Here is a 17,367-nt window from a genome sequence, read left to right on the forward strand (position 1 = left end):
CGTGAAACGCCGGCCCCGCGCCGCGCCACCGACGGCGGCGCGGCCGGCGCATACGGCGCCGCTGGACCGGTCACCCGTGGCAACGCAGACGGCCCAGGTGGCCCGGGCGACGCCGGTGGCGGTGACGTGGCCGCCGCGTACACGGCCGAGAGCGGGGAGCGGGAGGGGGCGGGGCGCGGAGAGGGCGGGGTCGGCATTGTCAGCTGCCTCCTGCTCTCGAGGAGCGGCGGTGGCGGAGCCACAGTGCCGCGGGGGCGGGCAGCAGGACCAGCAGAAGCGCCGGCCAGGGGACAAAGGTCTGCGACACCGTCGCCCCCGTCCGCACGCCGCCCCCCGCGGTGGCCTCCAGGCGCAGATCCACCCGGTCCAGCGCCGGAGGGTCCCATCTCTCCGTCAGCGAGACCCGTTGCGCCGGCGGGAGAGGGGCCAGCCGGCGCGGCGGGCCGGTGCGGGCAGCGCCGAGGAGGCCGTCCGCACGCAGGGTCACGCGCGGCGACAGGGGCGTGTTGCCGCGGTTGACGAGGGTGTAGTGCACGGAGCCGCCGGAGACGGAAACGTCCTCGACCGTGAGGGCCGGCACCTTCGGGCCGCTCACGCGCAGGTGGACGCGGACCGGCTCCTCTCGCCCGCCGGCGGAGGCCGTGATCGTGCCTGTCTGTTCGCCGGGGGGCGTGTTCGCGGGAACGGTCACCGTGAAGGGGACATCCGCCCGGGTGCGGGCCGGGATGGTCACCTTGTCGGCGGCGAGCGCGATCCACGAGGCCGGCGGGCGGCCGGCGTGGAGGTCCACCGCGAGCGCCTTCGTGCCCCGGTTCGTGACGGAGACGCGGTCCTCGAGCACCATGCCGGGGCTGCCTTCCAGATACACGTATGCCCGCCCCGGCTCCCAGCCGGCCTCGGGCGGCGCCGCGAGGGCGAGGACGAGCGCGAGCGCGGCCCGCACGGGTCAGCCCGTGGTCCGGCCGCCGCGCCGGGTCAGCCAGAGGACGCCCGCCGCCCCGGTCAGCAGCACCGTCCCGCCGAGTGTGCCGAGCGCCGTCGCCGAGTCCAGCGGGCCCGTTCTCGGCAGTTCGGAGGCCTGCGGCCCGGTGTCGCCGCCCGCCGCCGTGACGTCCAGTTCGAGGGACGGGCCGGGGCTGTTCTTCGGTGTGCAGGTCGTGGTCGTGCCGAGGGCCTTGATCGTCAGTACGCCCGCGGTGAAGGTGACCTTGCCGCTCTTCTTCGGGGTGTACGTGCCCGACAGGTCACTGATCTTGATCGGGGTCTCGGCCGGAACGGCCGCTGCGTTGGGCGGCCCGCTCACCGGCACTTTCCCGGCCTCCGCGCCGCCCAGCTCGATGACCGCACTCGGGTTCATCGCGCCCTTGCCCAGCTCGACCGGGCTGGAGGAGACGCCCTTCCGGAAAGACATGGTGAGCTTGTACGCACCGCCGCTCTTCACCGCCTTGATGTCGATCGGCGAGACCGCGCCCTTCGGTCCGATCGGGGTCTTGCACTGGTAGTCGACGTCCACGACGGTGGCGTGCGCGGCCGGGGCGGTCATCAGCACCACCGGGGCCGCCATTGCTGCTGCCAGCGCAAGCGCTGTTCGTTTCCGGTACGACACGTCGGGTCCCCTCGGCCGGCACGTAACTGACGACACATCAGATCGGGCGCTCAAGGTACGCCCGAGGCCTTGGGGAGGGAAGACAAAGAGCACGCCGTATCGACGGCGTGCTCCGGTAAGGCGTGCTCCGGCAAGAGGTACGGGTGGCTCAGGCGGGGGCGGCGAGCTCCGCCCACACGGTCTTGCCCGGCGCGCCGGGCGCCCGGACGACTCCCCAGTCCATGCAGAGCCGTTGGACGATGAACATGCCGTGTCCGCCGGGCCGCCCGGCCCGGTGCGGTGTGCGCGGCGCCGGCTGGCCGGAACCGCGGTCGGTGACCTCGAGGCGCAGGACCTTGCCGTCGCAGCCGACGCGCAGTTCCTCGGGCCCCTCCGCGTGCAGACAGGCGTTGGTGACCAGCTCGGAGACGACCAGCAGCACGTCCTCCGCGGCGGCCCGGCGGTCGGCCGTCGCGGCGGGCAGCCAGCCCCAGTCGTAGAGGGCCTGCCTCGTGAAGTCGCGGGCCATGGGGACGATGCCACTGACCGCGCCCAGGGCAAGGCTGCGCACGGCACCGCCGGACACACCGGAGTGCCCGGACGGCGCCGCGCCGGCACCGCCGGGCTCTGGGCCGAGGTCGCCCGGCTGTTGCTGCCGGGTGGTGCTCATCAGCGCTTCACCTCACCGATTCACCAGTTCGCCATGGACTGAGTACGCAGAGTGCTGGGCGTTCAACGTTCTGCGGGGTTCTCCTGCCCGGTCGCTTCGCGACAACACCCACGAGATCGACCCGGTCCGCGTGATGCGGGCAACACGGGGCAGGCCTTCAGCGACCCAGGGCCGCTTCGACGGAGTCGTGCACGGTGAAGACCGCCTCTGCTCCGGTGATCTCGAAGACTCTCGCCACCACGGGCCGCATCCCGGCCAGGTGGACCGCTCCCCCGCCGGCCTCGGCCTTCAGCCGGGCGCCGAGCAGAACATTGAGTCCGGTGGAGTCGCAGAACTCGAGCTGTGAACAGTCGATGACGAGGCGTACACGCCCTTGCTCGATCGCCTCTTCCAAGGGAGCCCGCAGCAGATCGGCGGTGTGGTGATCGAGCTCACCCGCCGGTTTCACAATCTCGCTGCGCCCCTCGGTCCGAACCTCGACCTGAAGCCGGCCCCGATTCACGCTGCCGACCGTCTCGCGGTCCATGCCGTCCCTTTTCGCCGTGTCGTTAGCTGCGTCGTCCACCGTTGCGTACTGCGCGCCGCCACCGTCGACGGACTGCGTCGGCGCCCGTCGCACCCTACGCCCTCGATGCCCGGTCCGGTAGCCGAACTAATCGACAATACGGACATACAGGAGATACGCCACTTGCGATCGTCATGGCCGAACCGGTAGGGCTAGTAAAGACACAACCGACACGGCCGGCTTTGGAGGCGCCGCTCACCGCAGCAGCATGTATGGGCTTCGGCAGCCATATGCCGAAAACGATGGAGGAGACCATGTCACCCCGGCTCGACGAACTGCGTACCCCCACCGCGCCGTCGACACTGTCCACCCCCACCGGCGAGCAGCCCGAAGGCCTCCAGGGCCTGGCAGGCCTTCCGGAGATCCCGCCCTTCGCAGAGGTGGGAGCGCTGGACGCACGAGAGCTCTCCAAGACGCTCTTCGCCCGCCTCGAGTCCCTCGAGGAGGGCACGCACGAACACGCGTACGTCCGCAACACCCTGGTCGAACTGAACCTCGCACTGGTCAAGTTCGCCGCCTCCCGGTTCCGCACCCGCAGCGAGCCGATGGAGGACATCGTCCAGGTCGGCACCATCGGCCTCATCAAGGCGATCGACCGCTTCGAACTCAGCCGCGGCGTCGAGTTCCCCACCTTCGCGATGCCGACCATCATCGGCGAGATCAAGCGCTTCTTCCGCGACACCAGCTGGTCGGTGCGCGTGCCGCGCCGGCTGCAGGAGCTGCGGCTGGACCTCGCGAAGGCGGGCGACGAGCTCTCCCAGCAGCTGGACCGCGCCCCCACCCTGGACGAACTGGCCGAGCGCCTGGACATCAGCAGGGACGAGGTCGTCGAGGGCATGACCGCGAGCAACGCGTACACCGCGAGCTCCCTGGACGCCCAGCCCGAGGACGACGACAACGAGGGCGCGCTCGCGCATCGCATCGGCTACGAGGACCACGGGCTCGAGGGCATCGAGTACATCGAGTCGCTGAAGCCCATCATCGCGAGCCTGCCGCCCCGGGACCGCAGGATCCTCTCCCTCCGGTTCGTCGCCAACATGACGCAGTCGGAGATCGGCGAGGAGCTCGGGATCTCGCAGATGCACGTGTCCCGGCTGCTGACCCGGACACTGGGCAGGCTGCGCAAGGGCCTGACACTGGACGAGTGAACTCCGGACCCCCGCTGGACTCCGGACCCCCACATGGCTTCGGAAGGGCCCATTCCGTCAAGGAATGGGCCCTTCCTCGTTATTGACGGGGCAGTCCTGATTGGTCCACATTGACCAGGGGCAAGTGGGGGGAAGCACATGGCTCTTGGGGAGGGCTGCCCGCAGGCGTACGCACCGCTCGAGGAGCTGATGCGCCGCCGCCTGGGCAGGGAGTGCCTGTACATGCCGTCGTGCCGTCTCGGGCTCTACATCGCGCTGCGGCACTGGTGTCCACCCGGCGGACGGGTGCTGATGTCACCGGTCAACGACGACGTGATCTTCTTCGTGGTACTCGCGGCCGGGCTGCGGCCCGTACAGGCCCCGCTGCGGGCCGACGACGGCTCCATCGATGTCCCGGCCGTCCCGCAGTCCGTGTGGCGCGGACTGTCCGCCGTGCTCACCACCAATCTGCACGGAAACCCCGACCCCGCACCCGAACTCCGCTCGCACTGCGACCGGTTGGGCATCCCACTGCTCGAGGACGCGGCGCACGCGATCGGCACGGTGGTGGCGGGCCGGCCGGTCGGCTGCGTCGGTGACGCGTCCGTCTTCAGCCTCTCCAAGCACACGGGGGCCGGGACCGGCGGATTCCTCGCCGTCGCCGATCCGGCGTTACGGGAGGAACTGGCGCGCGCCAGGGACTCGCTGCTCACGCCCTCGCGGCCGGCGGCGGAGCTCGCGTACGCGCTGCGCCCCCGCGCCGAGGCCGGGGTCCGCCGTCTGCGGCTGACGGGAGCCGCGCGGGTGGCCCTGCGGCTGCTGGGGTCCGCGGAGCGCACGGGCATCCGGATGGCGCTGCGGCCCGACGAACTGACGCGGGCGGTCGCCCTGTCGCCGTCGCTCGACGCGTTCCACTCCTGGACCCGGGTCGACATGCACAGCTACCGGCTCGCGCCCGGCCGGGTCCGGTTACGGAGGACGGAGCGACTGCTGGCGGGCCTCGACGAGCGGCTCGCCACCCATCTCAAGGGAACACAACGGCTGTTGGACACGCCGTGGGCCGCGCCGCGGCCGGGCCCGGCGCAGCCGCTGTTCCGGGTGCCGCTGCTGGTCGAGGACCGCGGTGCGGCGACGGCGGCGCTCGCCAGGCACCGGATCACGGTGGGCTACCTCTACGACCCACCGCTCGACGCCTACGCGGGCGACCGCTTCACGGACGGTTCGCCCGCCCCGGCCGCGGCGGCCTGGTTCGCGCGCCACGCCCTGCCGGTGGACCCGCTGCTGGCCGACCGGGCGGCGGCAATCCTGACCCGCTCCGGCGTACGCCCGGCCCGGCCCCCAATGCCTGCGCCGGCACGCCGCGCACCGGCCCGCATCCCCGCACACGTCCTGCGCCGCCCGGACCCGGCCCGGGGCGAGCGCGGTGCCTGACAGCCCCCGCCCGCCGGCGCCGCCGGAAGCCGCCACGGCCGGGCCGGCGGCCGGCGCAGCCGCGACCGGCCTCGGGGCAGCGGCCCACCGGGGCGTGCTGTGCGGCCCGGTCCTCGAGGTCACTCCGGGACTGCCCGCCGGCGCCGCCGAGGGGGACGTCCTGGGCCGCCGCCATCGCCCTGTCCGTACTGCCCCTCGGCTGGCTGGTCTTCCGCCGGCTGATCCCCCGGCAGGCCGCCGCCGACCACGACCGGGAGCCGCCCGGCCTGCGGGACGTCGGACGCTTTCCCCGGCGAGGGCGCGCGGGGGACGCGGACGGGGCCGGTACGGCTCCCGACGCCGCCCCCGCAGGACGGCTGCGGCGCAGCCTGCTCCCGGGCGCCCCACTGCTCGCGCTGACCGCCGCGTTCGTGCCCTCCTACGCGGGCAAGGACCGGCTCAGCTACTTCCCTCCCGAGGAGGTCGCCCTCGTGCGCCAGGTCATCGACGGCGCGCCGCCCGGCTCGCCCGTCGTCGCCGCACACCGCAACCACCCGCTGGCGTACGCCTCGTACTGGGAGGTGGGCCACTACTGGTTCCTCGAGGACGCCAAGAACCACGTCGAGGAGATCCTCGACGAACCGGCCCAGGTGCTCGCGCGGGACATGGCGGGCGTGGCACCGCCCGGCAAGGCGTACTTCCTGCTGGCCCGGGGCCAGATCGCCCACTCCGAGATGAACGGCATGCTCGGCGCAGCGGAGCTGCGGCACATCGAACGGTCCGTCGCCGCCTCACCCCTGTTCGAGCGGGTCGGCGGCAACAGCGCGGGCGTCGTCCACGAACTCAAGCGCACGACAGGGAGGACCCCATGAGACCTCGGTCGCTCGCCCTCCGGCTGCTGCCGCCGCTCGTCGGCTGGTGCGCCGTCGCCGCCACCGCGCTGCCCGCCGCCTCGCCCCTGCGTACTCTGCCCGTCGTCGCGTTCCTTCTGGCGGGGCCCGGCGCGGCCGTGGTCCGCGTCTGCGCACCGGCGCTGCACCGGTACGGCGCCCCCGCGCACGACGACTTCGGCCGCGACTCCGACCGGCTGGAGCAGCTCGTTCTGACCCTGTTCCTGAGCGTGAGCGCGGCGGTCGTCGGCGCTACCGCGCTGCTCGCTGCCGGCGCCTTCAGCGGCCTGCGGCTGCTCGTCCTGCTCGCCGCGGCGACCACGCTCGCTGCCTGCTGCCCCCGGCTCACGGGCCGGGCGCCGAAGGCCCGCGCCTCCTCCCCGCCGCCGGAAGGGTCCGCCACGTGACGGCCGGCCACGCACCGGGCGCGCAGCGCCGGCCGTGGATCGCCGCCCTGTCGGCGGTGCTGCTCTGCGGAGCGCTCGCCCTCACGGTCGCGGGCCCGAAGGTCAGCACGGCACCGTCGCCCGACAGTCCGCGGTGCCGGGCCACCGAACTGCTGGTCCCCCGCTACGGCGCGTGGTTCGGCGCGTATGTGCGGCACGACAAGACCGACCTGGAGGACAGGGTCCTCGCCTACGAGGCGCGGCTCGGTCGCAGGCTCGACATCGTGTACGCGTACCACGACATGTCCACCGACGGCCTGGAGGGACAGCTGCTGACCGAACAGGAGCAGCGGGTCGGCAGGGAGCGGCTGCTGCTGCTGTCGTGGGAGAGCAAGTGGTGGAACGGCCTGCCGGAGCAGCAGCCCAGCTGGCGGCAGATCGCCGCCGGGCGGCTCGACCGGGGAGTCGTCGACGTGCAGGCGCGGCGCATCAAGGCGTACGGGAAGAAGGTCTTCCTCTCCTTCGATCTGGAGATGGACACCCGCACTCCCGCCAACGGCACGCCCGCCGAGTACGTCGCCGCCTACCGCCACATCCACGACCGGTTCCGCGAGCTGGGAGTGGAGAACGTCGTCTGGACCTGGATCATCACCGGCTACAGCGGGCACGGCGAGCTGTTCCCGCGGTTGTATCCGGGCGACGCGTACGTCGACTGGATCGGCTACAACCAGTACAACTACTTCCGCTGCCACCGGACGTCCTGGAAGAGCTTCGAGCAGACCCAGTCGGCGCCGCACGAGTGGATCAGGAAGCACATCTCCGCTGACAAGCCCCTGATGCTCTCCGAGTTCGGCACGGCGGACGATCCGGCACACCCCTACGCGCAGGCCGAGTGGTACGCCGAAGTGCCCGGGGTCATCAAGGATTTGGACGGGGTGCGGGCGGCGCTGCAGTGGAACCACCGCGACCTCGGTCCCGGCTGCGACCTGTCACTGGCGAGGGAGTCCTCGTGGCGGAGCCTGCGCGTTGCCGTGTCGGACCCGTACTTCCACCAGAGGGTGCCGGGCGCCGGCTGAGGCTTCCCGTGCGGCGCCCGGTCTCGGGCGGGGGTCGCTTCAGCCGGCGAACCGGGGACCGCCGCTCACCACGGCGCGGGCGCGCCGGTACATCCGCCAGCCGACCGTGGGCAGCGCGTCGGGGAACGGAGCGACCCGCACACCGCCCCGCCCGGCCATCCACGCCTCGACGTCCCCCACGGTGTGGTGGCAGCGCACGATGAGGCGGGCGATGCGGTACACCTCGTCCGTTCCCGAGCTGAGGGCGTGCCGCACGGCGACCGCCGACGCGTAGCCCGCGGCCTGCGCCGCCCTGCGCACGGCCCGGCTGTTGTACCCGTGCGGATAGGCGAGATGGGCAACGGCATGTCCGAGCACGTCTTCCAACTCGGTCTCGGCCTCGCACAGTTCGCGGCGCAGCGCGTCCGGCGGCGTGTCGAGCTGGGGGTGGGTGACGGTGTGGGCAGCGACCTCCAGGCCGTACTGCTCCAGCAGGGGAGCGCGCGCGAGGGTCATCATCGGCGCGGGCGGCAGGAGACTGCTCCGGCCGGGGTGACGGCCCCGGTGGTGAGGTACGCCGTGGCGGGCAGCCGCCTGCCCGCGAGCGCCTCCGCGGTGGGTCCCGGCAGGTCGGCGAAACCGTCGTCGAAGGTGAGGACCCCGGGCCGGGGCGGCAGCGGACCGCGGTTCGTCAGGGCGTCGACGAGCGTGCCGACGGTCACCGGGGTGCGGCCGCTCGCGGCGACGGCGTCCAGCTGCTCCCCGAGCTGCTTCGGGGTGACGGTGAATTCGGCGATCCACGCGGGCGGGTCGTCCATGATCGCGTCGTAGAGCAGTGCGGGGACCGCCTCCGGCATGTCAGCGCCTCCCGGCGTCGACGTCGGGCAGATCCGTGCCGCGCAGCCGCAGCCGCGCCCGTGCGTACCCGAGGGGCCCTGCGAGCATTCCCCGGCGTTCCAGGCGGGACAGATGGCGCGGCCACGGATGCTCCTGCGCCCCATGGGTGCCCCACACCCGGCCGGTGGCGCTGTCGCGGCGGGCGGTGATGGCACGGGCGTGGGCGAGGCCCGCCGGCAGTCTGCGCAGCAGCGCGGGCAGCAGTCCGGGGCGGCGGACCGTCAGGGCGGTCAGATAGGCGGTCAGGCCCGCGCCGTATCCGTACGCCTGGTCGGCCAGGTCCTGCCAGGTCTCCCTGTGGTGGTGCCACACCAACGCCTCCGGTGTGTAGCGCAGCCGGTGGCCGGCGGCGAGAACGGCGGCGAACCCGTACAGGTCGTCGCCGCCCCTGGCGGGCGTGCCGGTGCCGGTGGCCGGGTCGAACCCGCCCAAGCCGCGCAGCACGGAGGCACGGAACGCCATGTTGGCGCCCGAGCCGAAGCTGCCCGCCGTGAACGGGAACAGCGGCTGGTCGGCGGGCGGGCGCCGCGGATCGTACGTACGCGGAGCGAAACCCTTGGCGAAACCCCCGTGGCTCTCCAGCAGGATCTGCGCGGGCGTGTCCAGCCGGGCGGGCAGGATCAGCCCGGTCGCACAGCCGAGCCGCGGGTCGTCGGCGAACGGGGCGGCCAGGACGGAGAGCCAGCGCGGGTCGGCGACGACGTCGTCGTCGGTGAAGGCGAGGACCATGCCGTCGGCGACGGCGACCCCCCTGTTGTGGGCGACGGCGAGGCCGGGCACGGGTTCGACGACGTAGCGGACGCGTACGGTCTCGAGGCCGCTGTACTTGTGCTCGACCAGGTCACGGGTGGTCGTCGTGACGGGCGCGTTGTCGACGACGACGACCTCGAAGTCCGGGTGGTCCTGGGCGAGCAGGGAGTCGAGTACGCGAGCGAGCCGGTCGGCGCCGTCACGGGTGGCGACGACGACGCTGGCACGCGGCAGATCACCGGGCGGCGGCCCGGCGGACGGCTCCTGACCGGCGAGCTCCGCGCGGGCGGCCGCGGCGACGGCGTCGGCGCGGTTGCGGCCGGGCGGGACCCGGCACACGACGGTGGCGACGGGCCGCCCGCGCAGCCGCACCAGCGCGAATACCTCGCCCTGCGCCCCGCCGGGCCCGGCCACCGTGTCTTCGGAGGCCGGCCCGGCCGGGGCGGGGCCGAAGGCAAGGACCGGCCCGTCGGGGCCGTCGAGGTCCAGTTGGACCACGCCCATCGGCGCCGGCGGCCGTGGTCGGTGGGACAGGTCGGTTCTGTGCGAGCTGCTCGGCATGGTGTCCCCCTGGGTGTACGTACGGTGTGCGCGGGCGCGGGTGCCGTCACCGGCCGGCCCGGATCAGCGTCCGTCTCGCAGCCGGCCGGCCCGGAGCAGCGTCCGTCTCGCCCGTGCCGCCAGCTGGGGGCGGTCCCGTACGAACCCGTGCGCGCGGCGCACCGGCTCGCGACCGAGCCAGAACAGCGCCGCCCGCGCCCCCGGCCGCAGGGTCGCGCCCTCGTGCACACGCAGCTGGCCCGTCTTCAGCGCGTCCTTGTACTCGGCTTCGCCGCGCCCGAGGTCCAGCATCCCGATGTCCTCGCGGGCCGCCGCCTCCGCCATCCGCAGGTGCAGGACGAGCCCCGGCGAGTACTTGGCGAACTCCGGTTCCATGAAAGGATTGGCGGGCGCGCCCGACTTCGCGCGCAGCTCCCGCCACGCCTCCGTCTGGCTCGCGCCCATCTCCACTGGCGTCACGACGGTGATGCGCACATCGCTCAACTCGACCCCCGGCCTCCCCCTTGAGCCTTCAACTTCCCCGGAAGAGGACGGTACCGGTCGAAATCACGACAGGGTAGGGAGCGTCACGCTTCTTCTGAGGCGTACGGATTCGGCAGCCCCCGCGGCGCGCTCCGGGGCGCGCTCCCCGGCCGCGCTCCCTGGCCGCCCTCCGCTCCGGCGGCGGCCGGCTCATGCCGCCGATCAGCCCGATGGTTCGCATTCGGGGCTCGCATTCGGGGCTCGCATCCGTGGTTCGCATCGTCCGCTGTCGCATGTCGCGCTCCGCCCGCCCGGCGGGTGCCGACGAGACTGGAGCGGACACCGGACGGACCACGGAAAAGGACACCGCCATGCCCCCTCTCATCGCAGTCACCGGAGCGACCGGCCGTGTCGGCGGCCGGGTGGCGCGCCGGCTCTCCGGTGCGGACGTCGCGACCCGGCTCATCGGCCGCGATCCCACGCGGCTGCCCGAACTGCCGGGCGCGCAGCCCTCGCAGCCCGCGACGTACGGCGACAGCGAGGCGATGGGGCGGGCGATCGACGGGGCGGACACCCTGTTCCTGGTCTCCGCGCACGAGTCGCCGGGCCGGGTGAAGGAGCACTGCACAGCGGTGGACGCAGCGATCGCGGCGGGCGTCGAGCGGATCGTGTACGTGTCGTTCGTCGGCGCCGCGCCCGACGCGACGTTCACCTTCGCCCGCGACCACTGGCACACCGAGCAGTACATCCGCTCCTGCGGAGTGCGCCACACCTTCCTGAGGGACAACTTCTATCTGTCCGCCATCCCCGCGATGACCGGCAAGGACGGGGTGCTGCGCGGTCCGGGCGGCCAGGGCCGGGTCGCCGCCGTCGCCCACGACGACATCGCGGACGCGGCGGCGGCGGTGCTGCTGGACGACACCCGCGCGCACGACAGGGTGGTGTACGACCTGACGGGGCCCACCGCGTTCTCCCTGACGGAGGCGGCGCAGACCCTCGCCGAGGTCACCGGCCGCAGCATCCGCTACCAGCTGGAGTCCCGGGAGCAGGCGTACGCCTCCCGGGCCGGTTACGGCGCGGAGGAATGGGAGGTGAGAGGCTGGGTCACCTCGTACGAGGCGATCGCCGTCGGCGAGATGGCAGCCGTCTCCGACGCCGTGCCCCGCCTGACGGGCCACCCGGCGCAGAGCCTTCGCGACTACCTGGCCGAGCATCCGAGCGGCTGGCGGCACCTGCTGAACGGGGCGCCTTAGGGCGTGTTTCGAAAGTAGCGTCGTCCGCCCGCAGGGCGGGGCCCGCGGCGTCTGGTGCGTGCAATCGCAAGGCGGAGGATCATCCTCGTACTGGACGTACCTGGATGACTCCGACAACGCAGCGAGTGTGCGTGCCAGGCGTCGTGGGCCAGGCGGGACTTTCGAAACACGCCCTAGGCCCTATGCGGACCGGCGGCCGTCCTTCCAGACCTCGTTCACCAGGGGAACACCGGGCCGATAAGCCAGGTGCACATGGCTCGGAGCGTCGAGCAGCACCAGATCGGCGCGGGCACCGGGGCTGAGGCGGCCGACGTCCGTGCGGCGCAGGGCGGCCGCGCCGCCGGCCGTGGCCGCCCAGAGCGCCTCGTCCGGGGTCATCCCCATGTCCCGCACCGCGAGCGCGATGCAGAACGGCATCGACGAGGTGAACGACGAGCCGGGGTTGCAGTCCGTCGACAGCGCGACCGTCGCGCCGGCGTCGAGGAGCCGGCGGGCGTCGGGCCACTCGGCGCGGGTGGAGAACTCCGCGCCCGGGAGCAGCGTCGCGACCGTGTTGCCGTTGGCGAGCGCGTCGACGTCCTGGTCGGTGAGGTGGGTGCAGTGGTCGGCGGACGCGGCGTCCAGCTCGACGGCGAGCTGCACGCCGGGGCCGTAGGTCAGCTGGTTGGCGTGCACGCGGGGCGTGAGGCCCTTGCCCCGTCCTGCCGTGAGGATCGCCCGGGCCTGGTCCCCGTCGAACGCGCCCTTCTCGCAGAACACGTCGACCCAACGGGCGTAGGGGGCGCAGGCGTCGAGCATCTCGCCGGTCACGAGGGCGACATAGGCCGCCGGGTCGTCGGCGTAGTCGGGGGACACGATGTGCGCCCCGAGGTAGGTGACCTCGTCGGTGTGCGCGGCGGCGATCCTCAGGGCCCGCGCCTCGTCCTCGACGGTCAGCCCGTAGCCGGACTTGGTCTCCATGACGGTGGTGCCCTGGCGCAGGGCCTCAGCGAGGTAGCGGGCGACGTTGGCGTCGAGTTCCGCGTCGCTCGCGGCACGGGTCGCGGCGACGGTGGTCCGGATGCCGCCGGCGGCGTACGTCTGGCCGGACATACGGGCGTTGAACTCGGCGGTGCGGTCGCCGGCGAAGACGAGGTGCGAGTGCGAGTCGACGAACCCGGGAATGACGGCCCGGCCACGCGCGTCGAGTCGATTGTCAGTGGCGGGTGCTTTGCTCTTCTCACCGATCCAGGCGATGCGGTCGCCGTCGATGACGACGGCCGCGTCCTGGATCAGTCCGAGGGGGGATCCATCACCGAGGGAGGGGTCGTTGGTGACCAGGCTGGCGATGTTGGTGATGACGGTGGCCGTCGCCGCGACGGCGCTGTTCGTCGTTGCGGGGGCGGGCGTCGCCGGGGGGTTGTTCGTGGTCTCGGGGCCGCTGTTCATGATGCGGGGTGTCTCCTTCAGCCGTGCAGTGCGGCGATCGCGTCCATCAGGGCTCGGGGGGCGTCCGGGACGGTGGTGTGCACCCCGTCACGGACGACATGGCGGCCGCCCACAACCGTATGACGCACATCCGCTGCCGACGCTGCGAATACCGCCGTCTCAGCTCCCAGACGCGGCGGTGGCCCGGCTGTCCTGACGCTGTCCAGGGAGACGGTCGTGAAGTCCGCGAGCGCGCCCGGCTCGAGACTGCCGGCCCCGGGCCACCCGAGCGCGGCGTGGCCGTCGGCCGTCGCAGCGCGCAGCAGCGCCGCCGCAGTCCAGTGGCCGCGAGTGCGCGAGCGCAGGCGCTCGTTCAGCTCCATGGCGCGCGCCTCCTCGAAGAGGTCGATCACGGCGTGGCTGTCGCTGCCGAGGGACAGCGGCGAACCCGCCGCCTGGAGGGCGGGCGCAGGGCCGATGCCGTCGGCGAGGTCACGCTCGGTCGTCGGGCACATGCAGGTGCCCGACATCGTGCCGCCGAGCAGCGCGATGTCCTCGTCGGTGAGGTGCGTGCTGTGGACGCCGGTGGTGCGTGCGCCGAGCACACCGTGGTCGGCGAGCAGCCGGGTGGGCGTGCAGCCGTGCGCGGCGAGACACGCGTCGTTCTCCGCGGTCTGCTCGGAGAGGTGGACGTGGAGGGGGGCGTCACGGTCCGCGGCCCAGGAGGCGATGGTCGCCAACTGGTCCGCGGGCACGGCCCGTACAGAGTGGATCGCGGCCCCGATCCGTACGTGCTCGCCGTCCTTGAGTTGCGCCGCCCGCTCGGCCCACGCGTCCGCCGTGCCGTCGGAGAAGCGCAGTTGGTGGTGGGTGGGCGGCTCCCCGAAGCCGGCGGACAGATACGCCGTGTCGAGGAGCGTGATCCGGACGCCGGCCTCGGCCGCCGCGGCAATCAGCGCCTCGCCCGTCGCGTTCGGGTCGGCGTAGGGCCGGCCACCGGGCGCGTGGTGGAGGTAGTGGAACTCGCCGACGGCCGTGATCCCGGCCAGCGCCATTTCGGCGTAGACGGCGCGCGCCAGCGCGAAGTACGACTCCGGTGTCAGCTGCGAGGCGACTTGGTACATCACCTCGCGCCACGTCCAGAACGTGCCCGAGCCGACCTGCACCGTGCCGCGCAGCGCGCGATGGAAGGCGTGCGAGTGGGCGTTCGCGAGGCCGGGGAGCGTCAGGCCGCGCAGGATCTCCGCGCCCGGCGGCGGGGCTTCGGCCCCGTCGCGTACGGCGGTGATCCGGCCGTCCGCCGACACGTCCAGGGCCACGCCCGGCTCGACGTGGGTGCCGAGCCATGCGTGTTCCAGCCAGTACGTCGTCACCTGCACGCCAGGCCCTCCAGTACGTCGGCGAGTGCGATCACCCCGGCCACGCAGTCGTCCTCGGCCGCCGACTCGGCCGGGGAGTGCGAGACACCCGTGGGGTTGCGTACGAACAGCATGGCGGTCGGGATCGCGCCGGACAGGATTCCCGCGTCGTGTCCGGCTCCCGTGCCGAGGACGGGCACCGCGCCGCCGAGGATCTTGTTCAGCTCGTCGCGCAGGGCGTGCTCGAACTCGATCACGGGCGTGAACGACTCCCGTACGACCGAGAGGTCCACGCCGTCGCGGTCCGCGCGCTCCCGCGCGGCCTGCTCGATGGCGGCGACGACCGTGTCGAGGGCCGCCTGGTCGGGGGCACGGGAGTCCAGCCAGCCGCGGACCAGGGACGGGATCGCGTTGACGCCGTTCGGCTCGACGGAGATCTTGCCGAACGTGGCCACCGCTCCCGCGAGTTCCGCCTCGCGGCGGGCGGCGAGGACGGTGTCCGCGTACGTCAGCATCGGGTCGCGCCGGTCGGCGAGCCGGGTGGTGCCGGCGTGGTTGGCCTCACCGGTGAAGTCGAACCGCCAGCGGCCGTGCGGCCAGATGGCGGACGCGATGCCCACGGCGTCGCCCGTCAGGTCGAGCGCGCGGCCCTGCTCGACGTGCAGCTCGACGAACGCGCCGATGCGGGCGAGGCGTTCGGGGTCCGGGCCGATGGCGGCCGGGTCGTACCCGGCGGCCTCCATGGCCTGCGGCAGGCCGACGCCGTCCGCGTCGCGGAGTTCGTACGCCTTCTCCCGCGTCAGCTGCCCGGCGGCGAGCCGGGAGCCGACGCAGGCGAGCCCGAACCGGGCGCCCTCCTCGTCACCGAAGTTGGTGATGGCGAGGGGCCGGGTGAACTCCGCACCCCTGCGGCGGAGTTCGTCGAGCGCGGCGAAGGAGGAGACGACGCCGAGAGGGCCGTCGAAGGCACCGCCGTCGGGTACGGAGTCGAGGTGCGATCCGGTGACGACGGCGTCACCCGCGAGGGGGTCGCCGAGCCAGGCCCACTGGTTGCCGTTGCGGTCGGCCTCGTAGGCGAGCCCACGGCTTGCGGCTTGCGCCTCGAACCAGGCGCGGCAGTCCTGGTCCGCGGCGGTCCAGGCATAGCGGCGGTAGCCGCGGGTGGCCGCGTTGCGGCCGATGGGGAGCAGGTCGCGCCACATGTCGTGGAACGAGGCCGGCTCCGCCGGGCCGCGCCCACCCGCCCCCGGGGCTCCACCCGGGCGGTGCCCCCGCTGCCCCGCGGGACGATGGCCCGCAGAGCCGGTCATGCGTCGCCCTCTCGCATCGGGACGCGGACGCCCTTGGCGTCGGCCACCGACTCCGCGATGTCGTAGCCCGCGTCCACGTGGCGGATCACGCCCATGCCCGGGTCGTTCGTCAGGACGCGGCGGATCTTCTCGCCCGCGAGCTTCGTGCCGTCCGCCACGGACACCTGGCCGGCGTGGATCGAGCGACCCATGCCGACGCCGCCGCCGTGGTGGAGGGAGACCCACGACGCGCCCGAGGCGACGTTCACCATCGCGTTCAGCAGCGGCCAGTCCGCGATCGCGTCGGAGCCGTCGAGCATGGCCTCGGTCTCGCGGTACGGGGAGGCGACGGAGCCGCAGTCCAGGTGGTCGCGGCCGATCGCGAGCGGCGCGGCCAGCTCGCCGCTCGCCACCATGTCGTTGAAGCGTTCTCCCGCGCGGTCGCGCTCGCCGTAGCCCAGCCAGCAGATGCGCGCCGGCAGGCCCTGGAAGTGGACGCGCTCGCCGGCCAACTTGATCCAGCGGTGCAGGGACTCGTTCTCAGGGAAGAGGTCCAGGATCGCCTTGTCCGTCTTGGCGATGTCCGACGCCTCGCCCGAGAGCGCCGCCCAGCGGAACGGGCCCTTTCCCTCGCAGAACAGCGGCCGGATGTACGCGGGAACGAAGCCGGGGAAGGCGAAGGCGCGTTCGTAGCCGGCCAGTTGCGCCTCGCCGCGGATCGAGTTGCCGTAGTCGAAGACCTCGGCGCCGGCGTCCATGAAGCCGACCATCGCCTCCACGTGGCGTGCCATCGACTCACGGGCGCGGGTGGTGAATCCGGCCGGGTCCTTGGCCGCATACGAGGCCATGTCGTCGAAGTCGACGCCCGTCGGCAGATAGGCGAGCGGGTCGTGGGCCGAGGTCTGGTCGGTCACGATGTCGACCGGCGCGCCCTCGGCGAGCATGCGGGGCAGCAGGTCGGCGGCGTTGCCGAGCAGGCCGATGGAGAGGGGGCGGCGGGCGTCGCGGGCCTGGACGGCGAGCTGGAGCGCGTGCTCGAGGGAGTCGGCCTTGACGTCCAGGTACCGGTGCTCGATGCGCCGCTCGATGGCGCGCGGGTCGCAGTCGATGCAGATCGCGACGCCGTCGTTCATGGTCACGGCGAGCGGCTGGGCGCCGCCCATGCCACCGAGCCCGGCGGTGAGGGTGATCGTGCCGGCCAGGGTGCCGCCGAACTTCTTGGCGGCGACCGCGGCGAACGTCTCGTACGTGCCCTGCAGGATGCCCTGCGTGCCGATGTAGATCCAGGAGCCGGCGGTCATCTGGCCGTACATGGTCAGACCCAGCTGCTCCAGTCGCCGGAACTCCTCCCAGTTCGCCCAGTCGCCGACCAGGTTGGAGTTGGCGATGAGGACGCGCGGCGCCCACTCGTGGGTCTGCATGACACCGACGGGGCGGCCGGACTGGACGAGCATCGTCTCGTCCTGCTTCAGGGTCTGCAGCGTGCGCACCATCGCGTCGAAGGAGCGCCAGTCGCGTGCGGCCTTGCCGGTGCCGCCGTAGACGACGAGCTTGTCGGGGTGCTCGGCGACCTCGGGGTCGAGGTTGTTCTGCAGCATGCGGAGGGCGGCTTCCTGCTGCCATCCCAGGGCGCTCAGTTCCGTACCGCGCGGAGCCCGTACGGGGCGGGGTCCTGACATGGCGATGCCTCCTCGCAACGATG

At 73.0% G+C, this 17,367-nt stretch carries 15 protein-coding genes and 2 pseudogenes; 6 read left to right on the forward strand and 11 right to left on the reverse strand.

The annotated features are described in order from the left end of the window. Positions 1 to 199 precede the first annotated feature (199 nt). From ACZ4SA_RS35340 to ACZ4SA_RS35355, 4 genes are all read right to left on the reverse strand, one after another. Positions 200 to 943 (reverse strand): COG1470 family protein, encoded by a 744-nt coding sequence (locus tag ACZ4SA_RS35340; protein WP_468282396.1) that lies wholly within the window; start codon positions 941 to 943, stop codon positions 200 to 202. A 3-nt stretch (positions 944 to 946) separates the two neighbouring features. After that, on the reverse strand, positions 947 to 1,606 hold the full coding sequence (locus ACZ4SA_RS35345) for a peptidase (protein ID WP_468282399.1): 660 nt from the start codon (positions 1,604 to 1,606) through the stop codon (positions 947 to 949). A gap of 148 nt (positions 1,607 to 1,754) precedes the next feature. After that, positions 1,755 to 2,255: an ATP-binding protein gene (locus ACZ4SA_RS35350; RefSeq protein WP_468282401.1), complete on the reverse strand. Its 501-nt coding sequence runs from the start codon at positions 2,253 to 2,255 to the stop codon at positions 1,755 to 1,757. 157 nt (positions 2,256 to 2,412) lie between these two features. After that, positions 2,413 to 2,781 carry an STAS domain-containing protein gene (locus tag ACZ4SA_RS35355; RefSeq protein ID WP_468282459.1) on the reverse strand — a complete coding sequence of 123 codons (369 nt, stop codon included), beginning with the start codon at positions 2,779 to 2,781 and terminating at the stop codon, positions 2,413 to 2,415. A 293-nt stretch (positions 2,782 to 3,074) separates the two neighbouring features. Here ACZ4SA_RS35355 and ACZ4SA_RS35360 point away from each other — a divergent pair, with 293 nt between their 5' ends. The 5 genes from ACZ4SA_RS35360 (at position 3,075) to ACZ4SA_RS35380 (ending at position 7,709) form a co-directional block, all read left to right on the forward strand. After that, positions 3,075 to 3,968: an RNA polymerase sigma factor SigF gene (locus ACZ4SA_RS35360; RefSeq protein WP_468282462.1), complete on the forward strand. Its 894-nt coding sequence runs from the start codon at positions 3,075 to 3,077 to the stop codon at positions 3,966 to 3,968. Positions 3,969 to 4,106: 138 nt separating this feature from the next. Beyond that, complete coding sequence (locus tag ACZ4SA_RS35365) at positions 4,107 to 5,378, forward strand: DegT/DnrJ/EryC1/StrS family aminotransferase (RefSeq protein WP_468282404.1); 1,272 nt, start codon at positions 4,107 to 4,109, stop codon at positions 5,376 to 5,378. A 410-nt stretch (positions 5,379 to 5,788) separates the two neighbouring features. Then, positions 5,789 to 6,229 carry a hypothetical protein gene (locus ACZ4SA_RS35370; protein WP_468282407.1) on the forward strand — a complete coding sequence of 147 codons (441 nt, stop codon included), beginning with the start codon at positions 5,789 to 5,791 and terminating at the stop codon, positions 6,227 to 6,229. Continuing rightward, positions 6,226 to 6,654: a hypothetical protein gene (locus tag ACZ4SA_RS35375; RefSeq protein WP_468282410.1), complete on the forward strand. Its 429-nt coding sequence runs from the start codon at positions 6,226 to 6,228 to the stop codon at positions 6,652 to 6,654. The genes ACZ4SA_RS35370 and ACZ4SA_RS35375 overlap by 4 nt, the downstream gene beginning before the upstream one ends. Next, positions 6,651 to 7,709: a glycosyl hydrolase gene (locus ACZ4SA_RS35380; RefSeq protein WP_468282413.1), complete on the forward strand. Its 1,059-nt coding sequence runs from the start codon at positions 6,651 to 6,653 to the stop codon at positions 7,707 to 7,709. The genes ACZ4SA_RS35375 and ACZ4SA_RS35380 overlap by 4 nt, the downstream gene beginning before the upstream one ends. A 39-nt stretch (positions 7,710 to 7,748) precedes the next feature. On the opposite strand, the pseudogene ACZ4SA_RS35385 reads toward ACZ4SA_RS35380, so the two are convergent. The 3 genes and pseudogenes from ACZ4SA_RS35385 to ACZ4SA_RS35395 form a co-directional block, all read right to left on the reverse strand. Continuing rightward, positions 7,749 to 8,545, reverse strand: a pseudogene (locus ACZ4SA_RS35385) (polysaccharide deacetylase family protein). 1 nt (position 8,546) lies between these two features. Beyond that, entirely contained in the window at positions 8,547 to 9,839 is a 1,293-nt protein-coding gene (locus tag ACZ4SA_RS35390) for a glycosyltransferase family 2 protein (protein WP_468282465.1), read from the reverse strand. Positions 9,840 to 9,959: 120 nt separating this feature from the next. Continuing rightward, a pseudogene (locus tag ACZ4SA_RS35395) lies at positions 9,960 to 10,277 on the reverse strand (GNAT family N-acetyltransferase); the annotation flags it as partial. 452 nt (positions 10,278 to 10,729) lie between these two features. On the opposite strand from ACZ4SA_RS35395, the gene ACZ4SA_RS35400 reads away from it, so the two are divergent. Continuing rightward, a complete protein-coding gene (locus tag ACZ4SA_RS35400) occupies positions 10,730 to 11,611 on the forward strand; it encodes an NAD(P)H-binding protein (protein WP_468282416.1) in 882 nt (293 codons plus the stop codon). Between the two features lie 180 nt (positions 11,612 to 11,791). Here ACZ4SA_RS35400 and hutI read toward each other — a convergent pair whose 3' ends face one another. From hutI to hutU, 4 genes are all read right to left on the reverse strand, one after another. After that, positions 11,792 to 13,039, reverse strand: a complete 1,248-nt coding sequence (gene hutI, locus ACZ4SA_RS35405) for an imidazolonepropionase (protein WP_468282419.1) — start codon at positions 13,037 to 13,039, stop codon at positions 11,792 to 11,794. Positions 13,040 to 13,056: 17 nt separating this feature from the next. Beyond that, the gene (locus ACZ4SA_RS35410) at positions 13,057 to 14,397 is read right to left on the reverse strand and encodes a formimidoylglutamate deiminase (RefSeq protein ID WP_468282422.1); all 1,341 of its coding nucleotides are present in this window, start codon (positions 14,395 to 14,397) and stop codon (positions 13,057 to 13,059) included. Continuing rightward, positions 14,388 to 15,578 (reverse strand): allantoate amidohydrolase, encoded by a 1,191-nt coding sequence (locus ACZ4SA_RS35415; RefSeq protein ID WP_468282425.1) that lies wholly within the window; start codon positions 15,576 to 15,578, stop codon positions 14,388 to 14,390. Before ACZ4SA_RS35415 ends, ACZ4SA_RS35410 begins: the two co-directional genes overlap by 10 nt. 104 nt (positions 15,579 to 15,682) lie before the next feature. Next, the gene (gene hutU, locus ACZ4SA_RS35420; RefSeq protein WP_468282428.1) at positions 15,683 to 17,344 is read right to left on the reverse strand and encodes a urocanate hydratase; all 1,662 of its coding nucleotides are present in this window, start codon (positions 17,342 to 17,344) and stop codon (positions 15,683 to 15,685) included. Positions 17,345 to 17,367: the final 23 nt, after the last annotated feature.

The organism is Streptomyces sp. NPDC027962, assembly GCF_055566095.1.